13 protein-coding genes are annotated in these 12,816 nt (G+C 44.6%); all 13 read right to left on the bottom strand.

Annotated features, from left to right (window positions below; translation table 11 throughout):
- Nucleotides 1-14: 14 nt before the first annotated feature.
- The 13 genes from DXB54_RS05270 to DXB54_RS05210 all read right to left on the bottom strand — a co-directional run bounded on the left by DXB54_RS05270 (nucleotide 15) and on the right by DXB54_RS05210 (nucleotide 12,762).
- Entirely contained in the window at nucleotides 15-1,301 is a 1,287-nt protein-coding gene (locus DXB54_RS05270; RefSeq protein WP_118694442.1) for an O-acetylhomoserine aminocarboxypropyltransferase/cysteine synthase family protein, read from the bottom strand.
- 49 nt (nucleotides 1,302-1,350) lie between these two features.
- Entirely contained in the window at nucleotides 1,351-1,485 is a 135-nt protein-coding gene (locus DXB54_RS12170) for a hypothetical protein (protein ID WP_118694441.1), read from the bottom strand.
- Nucleotides 1,486-1,670: 185 nt separating this feature from the next.
- Nucleotides 1,671-3,470, bottom strand: a complete 1,800-nt coding sequence (locus DXB54_RS05260; RefSeq protein WP_021937811.1) for a DUF975 family protein — start codon at nucleotides 3,468-3,470, stop codon at nucleotides 1,671-1,673.
- 54 nt (nucleotides 3,471-3,524) lie between these two features.
- Complete coding sequence (locus DXB54_RS05255) at nucleotides 3,525-5,345, bottom strand: aminopeptidase P family protein (RefSeq protein ID WP_021937812.1); 1,821 nt, start codon at nucleotides 5,343-5,345, stop codon at nucleotides 3,525-3,527.
- Nucleotides 5,326-6,003, bottom strand: coding sequence for a hypothetical protein (locus DXB54_RS05250; protein WP_147361011.1), 678 nt, complete (start codon nucleotides 6,001-6,003; stop codon nucleotides 5,326-5,328). The genes DXB54_RS05255 and DXB54_RS05250 overlap by 20 nt, the downstream gene beginning before the upstream one ends.
- Nucleotides 6,004-6,019: 16 nt before the next feature.
- Nucleotides 6,020-6,988, bottom strand: coding sequence for a vWA domain-containing protein (locus DXB54_RS05245; protein ID WP_021937814.1), 969 nt, complete (start codon nucleotides 6,986-6,988; stop codon nucleotides 6,020-6,022).
- Between the two features lie 40 nt (nucleotides 6,989-7,028).
- On the bottom strand, nucleotides 7,029-8,066 hold the full coding sequence (locus DXB54_RS05240; protein WP_199708728.1) for a hypothetical protein: 1,038 nt from the start codon (nucleotides 8,064-8,066) through the stop codon (nucleotides 7,029-7,031).
- On the bottom strand, nucleotides 8,057-8,530 hold the full coding sequence (locus DXB54_RS05235; RefSeq protein WP_118694439.1) for a hypothetical protein: 474 nt from the start codon (nucleotides 8,528-8,530) through the stop codon (nucleotides 8,057-8,059). Before DXB54_RS05235 ends, DXB54_RS05240 begins: the two co-directional genes overlap by 10 nt.
- Before the next feature lie 82 nt (nucleotides 8,531-8,612).
- The gene (locus tag DXB54_RS05230) at nucleotides 8,613-9,494 is read right to left on the bottom strand and encodes a DUF58 domain-containing protein (protein WP_021937817.1); all 882 of its coding nucleotides are present in this window, start codon (nucleotides 9,492-9,494) and stop codon (nucleotides 8,613-8,615) included.
- Nucleotides 9,491-10,492: an AAA family ATPase gene (locus DXB54_RS05225; protein ID WP_118694438.1), complete on the bottom strand. Its 1,002-nt coding sequence runs from the start codon at nucleotides 10,490-10,492 to the stop codon at nucleotides 9,491-9,493. Before DXB54_RS05225 ends, DXB54_RS05230 begins: the two co-directional genes overlap by 4 nt.
- A gap of 51 nt (nucleotides 10,493-10,543) precedes the next feature.
- Complete coding sequence (locus tag DXB54_RS05220) at nucleotides 10,544-11,044, bottom strand: cysteine hydrolase family protein (protein ID WP_118694511.1); 501 nt, start codon at nucleotides 11,042-11,044, stop codon at nucleotides 10,544-10,546.
- Nucleotides 11,045-11,132: 88 nt separating this feature from the next.
- Nucleotides 11,133-11,846, bottom strand: a complete 714-nt coding sequence (locus DXB54_RS05215) for an HAD family hydrolase (RefSeq protein WP_118694437.1) — start codon at nucleotides 11,844-11,846, stop codon at nucleotides 11,133-11,135.
- Between the two features lie 16 nt (nucleotides 11,847-11,862).
- Nucleotides 11,863-12,762: a patatin-like phospholipase family protein gene (locus DXB54_RS05210; RefSeq protein WP_021937821.1), complete on the bottom strand. Its 900-nt coding sequence runs from the start codon at nucleotides 12,760-12,762 to the stop codon at nucleotides 11,863-11,865.
- Nucleotides 12,763-12,816 lie beyond the last annotated feature (54 nt).

The raw sequence follows: 12,816 nt of genomic DNA, 5'->3' as shown, positions 1-12,816 counted from the left end.
GGTATTAACCAATTCTATATTGCTTCCAATGCCTGCTTAAGGTCTGCTATAAGATCGTTCTTGTCCTCAAGACCACAGGAGATCCTTATAAGTCCTGCAGGAACTCCGGCTGCCTTAAGCTGCTCATCGTTCATCTGTCTGTGGGTTGATGTTGCAGGATTTAAACAACATGTCCTTGCATCGGCTACATGGGTCTCTATTGCTGCAAGCTTAAGGTTCTTCATGAACTTCTCTGCTGCCTCACGTCCGCCCTTTATCTCAAAGGATACTACTCCGCAGCCGCCATTTGGCATATATTTCTTAGCTACATCATAGTACTTGTATGATGGAAGTCCCGGATAATTAACGTAGAGAACCTTGTCATTTGCCTCAAGGAACTCGGCAACAGCCTGTCCATTCTCCACATGTCTAGGCATACGCACATGTAATGACTCAAGGCCGAGATTAAGTATAAATGCATGCTGTGGAGACTGTATACATCCAAAATCTCTCATAAGCTGTGCTGTGCATTTTGTAATAAATGCCCCTTCCTTGCCGAACTTCTCTGCGTATGTGATACCATGATAGGAATCATCCGGTGTACACAGTCCAGGGAATTTGTCTGCATGTGCCATCCAGTCAAACTTACCGCTGTCTACAATAGCTCCGCCTACTGCTGCGCCGTGCCCATCCATATACTTTGTGGTGGAATGGGTAACTATATCTGCTCCCCACTCAATAGGACGGAGGTTCACAGGTGTAGGGAATGTATTGTCTACTATAAGCGGCACGCCGTGGGCATGGGCTGCCTTAGCGAACTTTTCTATATCAAGAACTGTAAGTGCAGGATTGGCAATGGACTCTCCAAACACCGCCCTTGTGTTCTCCTTAAATGCTGCGTTAAGTTCCTCCTCTGTACAGTCAGGCTCAACAAATGTCACGTCAATGCCCATCTTTTTCATTGTTACCTCAATAAGATTGAAGGTTCCGCCGTAGATAGAGGCCGATGATACTATATGGCTTCCGTTCTCACAGATGTTGAAAAGTGCGAAGAAGTTAGCCGCCTGTCCTGATGATGTGAGCATTGCTGCTGTACCGCCCTCAAGCTCAGCGATCTTAGCTGCCACATAATCATTTGTAGGATTTGCAAGTCTGGTATAGAAGTATCCGTCTGCCTCAAGATCAAAAAGCTTGCCCATATCCTCACTGGTGTCATATTTGAAGGTTGTTGACTGATATATAGGTATCTGCCTTGGCTCACCATTTCCCGGTGTATAACCTCCCTGTACGCATTTTGTGTTGATTGAATAGTTGTTTTCCATTTTGATGATGTTCCTTTCTCATATAGTATTTATATATCTTTTTATTTATCTAGTTATCCAGGTCGTCTACGATGCACACACGGTTCTTGCCATGAGTCTTGCCATAATACAGAAGCTTGTCGGCACGCCCCAGAAGTTCATCATAGGTCATCTCTGTATCAGCCTTGACTATACCGAAAGTCATTGTTACATTAAACTTTGTTCCATAATTTTCTCCGTTGTATATCCCATAAAATATGTCACGCTACACCTTTAAAGTATACCATACATATCCGAAAAATACCATTTATACGACGCTTTCACTGGTTTTTTCGTCAATTTTATTACAGGTTCACTTCATATCCGCCATTGTTTTTCCTCCACTCATTGTCACTGTGGGCTGTTAAATGATATCTCCTCATATTCGGTTATTCCTTTTCCGGTATTCGGGTGTTTAAACGAGTAACAGCAGTCTGAAAAAAATGCCGCCAGGAGCACCACACATATCACTGTTGCAAGTCTTCTGTCTATGCGCTTAAAAAACGCATCAAGCAGCGGTGCTATCAGATACACGACTGTACAGCCACCAACGGCAAATACCAGCAATCCTTCCGCGCATATCCTTCCATCAAGATTCAAAAAATAGCCGGAGTAGTCCCACCATTTCTCACCATTTACAGTTTCGAGAAGCCATGCCGTAAAGTACTCAATAAATCCACAGAGTACAAATGCCACAAGAAATTCAAGCACAGGTCTGTCCCTGAATCTCTTTAAAAGCGTAATTATTATGACCCCGCCCACTCCGTATATCGGAAGCCACGGTCCATGGGTAAAGCCCCTGTTTATTATCTGTCCATCGTAATAGATATGGAGCAGTACCTCCCACACCCATCCGGTAATACAGAAGGAGAAAAACAACAATATTATGGATGTAACACTGTAGAGTTTCATATAGTTTATCTGAGTAACCTTGAAGTTTTTCTGTTTCTCAGGAATAGGATGAAGTCTTGTGGGATAAGCCATCTGTTCCATCTCTGCCCTGTACCGGTCTACCCTTACTTTATTTATCCTGTAATCTGCGTAGGCATCATTCTCAGCCTGACTGGCAAGGGATATACCGAACCACTTAGCCATAAAGCCCTTAACGCCATGGGTGAACACCTCCGGCATATGACCGGTACGTTCCTTAAGCCTGCCGATAGCGGCATACTCTCTGTTTAACTCCTCCACAGTTGCCTTTTCAAACAGATATTTATCATTCAGATACTCTGAGCCCTCAAACTCCCGTTCCTTTGCATACTGTCTGAGATTCTTATAGCACTCCGCAAAATACGCGATTCTATATGCATTTGTAAATACTATCCTGGACATACCAAAAGTTACTACGTCAAGGACAAACCAGCCCCAGAAGGTAATATCATTCCAGAAGTACTGCAGCTTATGTCCATTCATCATTTTTCTGGACAGATTTATTGCAGTTTTAGACGGTATCTTGGGATTTTCTGCAACAATATACGGAACCATAAGATATGAGTAGTGCTTTATGGCTACGCCTATAATCGTAATTGACCATAAGAACTTATACATCGCCAGTACAAACATGGTTATAGCTATATCCAGCACACATTTTATACGGAATACATAAAGGAATCTCTGATGGGGAACCTTATCATAGCTTACGCCCTCAAGAAATATCCTTCGCATTGCAACTCTGTAGACATTCTTGATAAATGCCCAGAAGAAAAACAATAATATGGCAACCCCACAGATGAATATTCCTGCCGCTATGCTCTTTGACCCTGTAACATTCCTTATAGCCACCAGTATTGTCGCAAAAAACGATCCGGAAGAAACTCCATTTACCATAGTGGCAAGGACTCCGTTCCTCCTGTCAAGGATCTTATTCACCGGGCTGTCAGGATCTCTATTGGCAATGCTTTCATCATAGTTCTGCGCCCGTTCCTGATAATCATCTATCATAATATCATAAAAATTCTGATTGTTTATGATGGCACCATTATAGCTTATCTGAATAATACTGATATCCTCGCTGGACTGCCTGAACAACTGCAGGGAGCCTGCGAATTCTGTACCTATGATAGCTGCAAAGAAGCAGGCGATTATATATATCAGATGGTGCTTTTTTATGGCGCCTCTGGCATTCTTTTTCATCTGTTTTCTTGTTTCCATATTTTTCCTGACCCCAATAATATATTTACGGCAGACAGCCTTAAACTATATCCCTCATACCGGTGCAGTAGCCTTCCTAAGCCACTCCCTCTCATCATCCTCAAGGTATGGTGACAGCATAAGATAAACCCTGCGGTGATAGTCGTTAAGAAGGCAGCGTTCATCTTCGTTGAGCTTTTCTGTCAGTATTGCCGATACGTCGTAGGGAACCAGTGTGAGAGTCTCAAAGTCATAGAACTCTCCCATATCTGTCTCCATTGCTTTCCTACACAATATCATATTCTCTGTTCTTATTCCATACTCACCGGCAATATAAACTCCCGGCTCATTGGAGGTGATCATGCCCGGAACAAATGCTGTGCCTGAGCTGTTCTTCTCTCTCGGTCTTATGGCATTAGGTCCCTCATGGACATTCAAAAGATATCCCACTCCATGTCCCGTACCATGGTTATAATCAAGTCCCAGCCTGTGAAGCGGAGCCCTGGCAAGATGATCCAGATTCACCCCTGTGGTCCCTGCTTTGAACTTAGCTGCGCCTAAGGCAAGATGTCCCCTCAATACTGCCGTATAATTAAGCTTCTGTTCGTAAGTAAGCTCACCAAGCGCCACGGTTCTGGTCACATCCGTGGTTCCGTAGAGATACTGTCCTCCGGTATCCATAAGGACAAAATTATCCCTGCACAAAGGTATATCGGTTTCCTCCGTTGCCTCATAGTGGACAATGGCCCCATGGGCACCGGAAGCTATGATAGGTGCGAAGCTTTCTTCTATAAAGCCCTCACCCTTCTTCCTGTAATCAAGAAGCTTCTCCGCCACGGACATTTCGGTGATCTCACCTCTGTCAAACTCATCAGACCCATAATTCTTCTTGAGCCAGTATATAAGTTTAGTAAGAGCAATACCATCAAAAAGATGTGCTTTTCTCTCATTATCTGTCTCTGTAGGATTTTTAACTGCCTTAAGGAGCTTTGAAGGATTGTCATGATATACAATGTGGGTATTTTTATTTATAGCTGATATAAGAGCCACGTTGATTGTTGCCTTATCCACAAGAATCACACTGTCGTCATGAAGCTCCTTTAAGTCGCTGTAGACCTGATCGTAATCCCTTAATTCCACGTTATCATCTGCCAGCACCGCAGCCACTTCTGTATCAACTATGTTCCTGTTGATATAAAGAACTGCCTTATCCTCATAAATTACAGTATATGCCAGTGCCACAGGATTATAGCTTATATCTCCTCCGCGGATATTGTATATCCAGGCGATATCATCAAGGGAAGCTATCAGATGGACATCAGCCCCAGCCTCCTTCATGGCCAGCCTTACGGCTGCCAGCTTGTCTGCCGTCTTCATGCCTGAGTACTTCTCAGGAAGAAGCCATAGCTTCTCGGCACTCATGGCAGGTCGGTCATCCCATATCATCCCAACAAGATCTATGTCATCTATTATATTTACATGTCTGTCCTTAAAGGCTGCCATGATCATATCACGAAAACCTACACTTACAGTCCTTCCGTCATAAGCTATAAAACCGCCGTACCCTACATGCTCTGACAGATATGCAGGTATATCGGGAACCCCTGCAACTCCCTGTCTGTACAGTTCAATCCCGGTACCTTTAAGCTGTTCCTCAGCCTGTAAGAAATACCTTCCGTCAGTCCAGAGCACAGCTTCATCTGCCGTTATGACAACACTTCCTGCGGAGCCGTCAAAGCCGGTCACATACCGGCGGCACTTGAAATAATCTCCCACATACTCAGAGCCATGAAAATCATCCGACCTGATAATGTATGCGTCTATGCCACGCTCCTTCATGAGCTGTCTTATACTATCCACACGCTGTCTGTTTTTATTACCAGCTTTTTCCACCATAATAATTATACTCTCCTGTATCCTCTTCACGGCTTCTGTTATGTTCCTTTGTGCCGTCTCTTATTATATCCTCTATCTGCTTCTCAGAAGGATCCTGCTCAGTGGTGGCCTCACCTTCACCCGACCGGGTATCCTCCTCGGTCTCGTCACCGGTGTTGTCCTGATCTTCGTCACTGTCCGATCCACCCTGGCTCTGCTCCTGCTGCTCCTTAAGCTTCTCAAGAATCTGTTCCAGCTCATCCTTAAGCTCCTGGGCTGTACTGTCATGACCGTTCTCATCATTTTTGTGGGCACAGCCATCCTCGCAGAGAAGGTCTATGCAGTCACCTAGCAGATCTATGGTGTCGCTTAAATCCGCCTCCGGCACATTATCGAAATTCACCGGTGCTATCTTCGCCAACACAAGATTAACCTTTATGGCACACTCCTCACCATCAGGCACCGGATATGACAGAGCCTTGTTGTACTCAGCTGCGGCATCACTGTATTTATAGCTGTCATAGTACTCATTTCCCTTGTTATAGTGATATTTGTATAACTGAAGGAATATGCTCACCGCAGCTATGGCAAGCACCAGCACAACCGCCACGCCTATCAGTATCCATTTTCTTATTCGTTTTTTTCTCTTAAGCTGTCTGTCTTCTTTTATATTACTCATATCTTTTATAGTCACCTTAGTGTCTCCGCTTATTTATGATGGCAATTATCACCTCTGTAAGCAACATGGCTGCAAGGGCAAATGCGAAGAAATAGTATATGTCAACGGAGCCCTCTATGGTCTCCTCAACTGTCCTTACGGCGTTCTTGTCTGTGGCACTGTCCTTCTTCACTGCCTCAAGAACACTGTCAATACTCTTAGAGCTGTCCATGTGCACATAGTCTATGCCAAGATCGCCTGAGAGCTGCTTGAGATTTCCCTCGTCAAGCTTAGAAATAGCATTCTTGTAAGGATAATCACTCTTATCCTGCACATATTCATAGGTATCATCGTAGGTGTTCTTTATCTTCATGGCAGCACCTTCTGTGGTTCCGTATCCCAGAACCGCTCCGCCACCTACATAATCCTTAAGATCACTGTAGGAACTAAGGATACTGTCGTCTGTGATCTCACCGTCGCTTATAAAGAACACGATGGTCTTCCTGCCGTATTTGCTCTCTGCGGAGGAAAGTATCTCCTTCATCATCTCCTTAGGAGTATTAAGGGAGCTTCCCCTTGCATAGAAATCCTCTATAGGATACAACGCCTCGATACAGTTCTTTATATGTCCCGAATCACTGGTAAACGGGGAGCTGATTATAGGAGTGTTGTTAAAGGAAAGCACTGAATAATTTGCATCTCCCAGACTGTCTATTATATAGCTGCAGTCCTTCTTCACATCCTCAAGCCTTGCCTCACCGTCCCTGCCATCCAGCGCCAGCATACTTATGGTGTCATCCACCACAAACAGCACGTTCACGTCCCTCACCTGTCTTCCGGTCTTATAGGTCTTTCCCGGAAGCATAGGTCTTAAATTTATGGCAAATACCAGTATTACTATTATTATCTGTCTTACAAATGCCCATCTGCCCCTGCGTTTCATGATCAGCATGACAACACACAGGATAGCCATGAGCCATATAGGTATAATCGGATTAATTATCATTGTCTGTTATTCCCTGATGGAGCATCAGTCCATCCATAATTTATTTTCTTAATATCCTTGAAGTGCCAAAATACAGCATAAGCACCACCACAAGCAATACAAAGGCTGCAAATGGCTTGTCTGTGTCCACCACATAGGAATCTCCATCCAGCATGTTCACACTTCTATTGTGTATGTCCTGAACGATCTGCTCAAAGGTTCCCGATTCCTCTTCAAGATAAAATCTTCCTCCGGTGCTCTCCACCGCCGATTTCATCTCTGCCTTATCTGCACTCTCCATGAACTTTGTGCCTATTCCGAATACCACCACGTTTCTCTTCTTACAGAGCTGCGCTGCATCGGTAAGGGGTACTATCTCATCACCGTACACATCATTGTCTGTGGTGTATATAACTAATTTCTCTCTGTCTGAGTCAGCCTGGGAATCAGAGAAGCTGTAGACCGCGCCTGCCAGTCCGTCTCCAACCAATGAACTTCCTCTCTCTTCATTTCCGATAAGTGTACCATCAGAGATGAAGCTCAGCCAGTAGTAGGAATCTGATTCCCATGGTGTTATCCAGGTTTCGGCATATTTTTTCCTTACCTCCAGCCCCTGCTTAATACCCTCAAGCTGTTCTATGATAAATTCATAATCATCTGTAAGGGGAGACACCAGTACCGGTGAGGTATTGAATATCACTATGCCAAACCTCTCGCCCTTAAGATTTCTTACTGTGTTTATAAGCTCATCTATAAGGCTGTTATTAAGGTCGTCAACGGAGGTTGATATATCAAGGCACAGTATGATATCTCTGGCATACTGTTTCTCATTCACCTCGGTCTCCGTATGGGGTCTTGACGCCAGTACCATACAACTTAAGAAGGCCAGCACCAGAGTTACAAATACTCCCGTACTTATAGCCTTATATAATCTCTTTCTCTTTTTCAGATACTCATTGTCCTTTATAAATGCCATTCCATAGCTTCTGAGTCCGCCGTTATACTTTTCCTTCTTACGCCTGCTCAGCACGAACACAACTATGGCTGCCACGGAAATAACTATTCCGGCCATCAGGACAAATAAATATTTTATATCCATTTCTGTATCACCCATTTAGTTTCTTTTACTGTCCTGTCCACATCCCCGACACTCTGTATCGGGAATTCTACCTGATAGTAATTTTCTATAAGTTCTGCCAACGGCACCATATTCTTCATCCGTTTAAGATCAGACAGGGTACATCTGATGACAGGAACACCTGTATAGGCTGTCACAAAGCCTCTGACACATAAGCTCAGCTTCTGATAACACTTTCTTATGCTTAACCTGCCGTTCCTGTACTCACTGTATATGCTGTCGACCCTGCCCAGATACTCCCCTCTTAAGGACTCCTTCTCAGCGGGAGAAAGGAGCTTTCTCACAGTACCTGCCCCGGCCTTTTTCTTTTCTATCAACTTTCTTACTGTCAGGAAGATAATGGGGCAGATCACTATAAGCCCCACTGCTATGTAAGGCCATATCCAATATGCCATATTCTCCTGTAATGTAACTGTTACGTCCATATCTGTTCCTCGTTGTTCTGTTCAGCTTCCGCGTCACTGTCCATGATACCCCTTGCTCATGATGGCCACGGCTTTAGTTTTGTCATCCGCCAAGGCGGTGACGTTCCAGCAGCTCACCTACTGTCGCTCCAAGCCCTGATACACTGTGGACTATAGTGTTGGTTATTCCAAGTCTGTTAAGCTTTCTGCCATTTACAGCTTCAAGCTCAGCCCGCTTCTCCTTAAGGAGCTTATTAAGCTTCTTGTCCTTAAGGAAGAAATCATCCATATAGGAATCCTGTAGCATGTCATACAGCTTATCCCCCTCAAGGGACACATCGCTGACAGTGATAAACATTACGTCACAGGCTGCCTTAAGCCGTTTCAGATTCTGCTCCGAGATCTCATAAGCTCCCTCAAGGTCGGTTATTATCACCACGATCATCCTCTTCTTAAGATTTCTGACCATGTAATCTATGGTGTCGTTCATGCTTGAACGATTGTCCTCCTTAACGGCATGATCGTAGCCCTCAAGGATACGCTCCACATTTGCCATGCCTGTCTTTAAGGGCATGTAGGATACGCTTCCGCCTCCGGAATAAAGGGCACCTATATAATCATTATTATGATTTACAAAATATGCCATTGTTCCGGCACACATGAGAGCCACGTCCTTCTTCTCCTCAAGAGCAGAGCTTGCCGCAAGCATGCGCCTGTTGGTGTCTAATACGAACAATACATTGTGCTTCTTCTCAGCTATATACTGTCTCACAAGAAGCCTTCTGCTGCGGCTTGATGCCTTCCAATCAATATCATTCACCTCGTCGCCCATGACATATTCCCTAAGCTCATCAAACTCCATGCTCTTGCCCTTAAAAAGGGACTCGTATGTGCCCTCTAAGACATTTCCGCTTTTATAGTCTGTTTTTATTACTTCTCTTCTGGTAAGATTCGCCTGGACTCTTGCCATGTAACTCATTTTCATGGTGTCTGCACTGCTCCTACGATCGCGTCTACTATCTTCTCTTCCTCTATGCCGTCTGCTATGGCTGCATAGTTAAGGGTTATCCTGTGTCCGAGGACCTCATGCCTGAACAGTTTCACATCATCCGGTGTACAGTAATTCCTGCCGTTTATAAGGGCACTTGCCTTTGCCGCCTCCATAAATGCTATGGCTGCTCTGGTACTGGCACCCATTGATACATACTGGGCAAGATTAGCCGGGAGTACCTTGTTCACCTGTCTTGTGGCCTGAACTATGTTAATTATATATTTCTTGATGGAATCATCCATATACACGCGCTTCCTGAGCTGCTGCATGTACTGTATCTCCTCTATACTGGCAACCGCCTGCGGCTTGTCAAATACATCCGCCTCGATCCTGTTAAGTATCTCCAGCTCACTCATGGCGTCCGGATAATCTATCTTACACTTAAGTAAAAATCTATCCTGCTGGGCCTCGGAAAGCACATATGTACCCTCCTGCTCAATAGGGTTCTGGGTAGCCATGACCACGAATACCTCCGGCAGCTCATATCTTGTACCGCCTATGGTTATCTCTCTTTCCTGCATTGCCTCAAGCATGGCACTCTGGGTCTTGGCACTGGATCTGTTGATCTCATCCAGCAATACGAAGTTGGCGTATACAGGGCCAAGCTTATTCTCAAAGCTGTTGGTGGTCATGTTAAAGATCTGTGTTCCTATGATATCGCTTGGCAGCAGGTCAGGTGTACACTGCACTCTTGAAAAGCTTCCGTTCACAGCCTCGGTCATAACCCTGGCTGCTGTGGTCTTGGCAAGTCCCGGAACGGACTCCATAAGCACATGTCCGTTTGATATCATGGCAGCAAGTAAGCTTATACCTATCTTCGGCTGGTTGACCACCTTGCTGTTATAGTAGCTCATTATCTTCTTGATTATGGTTCTGGCATTTTCAAGATCCGCGTCTGTTATGCTCTGAAAACCATTTTCATTATTTTCCATTATGTTCTGTCTCCTTATATTTTCCTCTACATCTGATATAATTTACCCGGATCAGATAACATTTACCTGGCAGCTTCTCATGGTATCAAGTGCCGCCCTGTGTCTTTCAGGGGTAACACCTGCACAGCATGATGAATCCACGGTAACATTTATCTCCGGATAGATAGCCTTGATCAGCAATGCGTTTGAAACCACACATATATCAGTGCAGAGTCCCACAAGCTCCACATCTTCAAGATCAAAGTCACCCCAGCCGGTATACCCGAAGGAGTTCTTGTTGATGTATGTGGCGTTCTCCACCTCAAGTCCTTCCCTGATCTCCCAGCCCTTTGTTCCCTCTATACAATGGGGAACAGGAAGATACTTTCCTTCATTTGTCTCAAGGTAATCATCGTAATGGGTGTCTCTGGTGAATATTACCTCGCCACCGTTCTCACTGTACTCCTTGATCTTCTTCTTAACATTCTCCACAATGGATGCCGCCTCGGAAGTTCCCAGGGCACCATCTATGAAATCATTCTGCATATCCACAACTATCAAAGTTTTTCTCATAATTTTATATAGCCGGATGACTCCACCCGGCCTGCCTTTCCTTTTATTTACTATTCTATTATCACATAAATTCTTTTCCATTATATCATCAAATTGTAAAAAATTCTGCTGATATTTCCTTAAGTTTTCCGTAATTCTCTACAGCTATGATATCCGCGGCTTCCACGGAATTTCTGTCTGCAAGGGATAGATACCACACCGGAAGTATCCCCGCATTCTTCGCTCCAAGAACATCCTTCCTGTAGCTGTCCCCAATATACACAACCTCCTCAGGCGGCAGCCCGAGCTTGTTTAATGCCATGTTGAATATCCTTATGTCAGGCTTCTCAACTCCTGCCTCCTCGCTGGTAGTCATATAGTCTATATAACCGCTTATGCCAAGTCGCTCAAGCTTACGAAACTGTATGTGGGCTGTCATGTCTGTACATATCTCTGTCTTTATGCCCAGATCTTTAAGGTGCTTAAGAAAGTCCAAGGCTCCGGGGAACAGTTCTATCCTGTTAAGGAAGTCGTTCCAGAAATAGTTATATATGTCTATGGCATACTTAAATGGGGATACCCCAAGTATCTCGAGCATTTTCTGTATATACAGTACCCTGTTATGCTGGGCAGCCATATCCCAGGATGAAAGCTGCTCCTTTATGGTCTCCCTGCCCTTGTAAAATGCGTTCCTTACCACCTGCCTGTCCATGTGCAGAAGTTCATTTGCCACATACTCCGCCGTAGCATCTATGGATTTATGGTCATTGTGGAGACAATCATACAGTGTATCATCAAGATCAAATATTACTGCTTTTATCATTCCGGTTCTCTGCTCCTTAATTCTCTGTGATCCTATTCTCTGTCATAATCTTGTTCCCAGTCTCAAGCTTCATCCCTGCCCTGAGCTTCTTCAAATAATTCTTTCCGTCGGCAACACCCACGTTGTACAGTGCCTGAAGCTTGGCAGGATCAGTCTCCGTCTTCTTTATCTTAACCTTCCTTGAAGGTCTTAAAACTGTGGCAACTCCTGCCTTCTCAAGCCTGTTAAGCCTATCCATCTCATCGTTATACATTATGTGCCTGTCTGCAACCGCCCGGGCAAATGCAGGGAATCTTCTTCTGTACTTAAGTGCCGCCAGGAGCTTGTTGATAGGCTTCTTCACATAGCCCGGATCCTTGGTGAGCACCACAACCAATCTGTCGTATCCCAGCTTTAACATATGCTCATAAGGTATACTGTCTGCTATGGCACCATCAAGGTAAAGATTATCTCCGATCTTCACCGGCAGTGATACAAATGGCATTGAGCCTGAGGCACGAAGCACATCCATCTGCTTAAATACATCCTTTACCCGGATATATTCCGCCCTACCTGTCTCCACATTGGTAACAACCGCATAAAAAGGCACCTTTGACTTCTTATAGGTTACATTATCAAAGGGATCCAGCTTTCTCGGAACCCGCTCATAGGCATACTTTGTATCTATGATGTTTCCGGTCTTTAACAGCGGGAGAAGTCCCATATAGTTCCTGTCCCTGTTAAATCTTTTGTTGTATCTTATAACCCGTCCCGGCTGCTTTGAAAGGTAATTCACACCAAACAGCGCACCTGCCGAAACGCCTATTATTCCGTCAAACTCCAGTCCTGCCTTTTCAAATACATCAAGGATCCCGGCGGTATACATGCCTCTCATGGCACCGCCCTCAAGAACCAGAGCCGTCTTTAATTTCTCCAAATCAACACCCCTTTTTTTAACATCAACATGCTTTAAATTCCAATTTTTCTCTTA

Origin of the sequence: Coprococcus sp. OM04-5BH (assembly GCF_003482105.1) — a bacterium.
In the GTDB taxonomy this organism is placed as follows: domain Bacteria; phylum Bacillota; class Clostridia; order Lachnospirales; family Lachnospiraceae; genus Coprococcus.
This window is presented reverse-complemented; position numbering and strand designations above follow the sequence as displayed.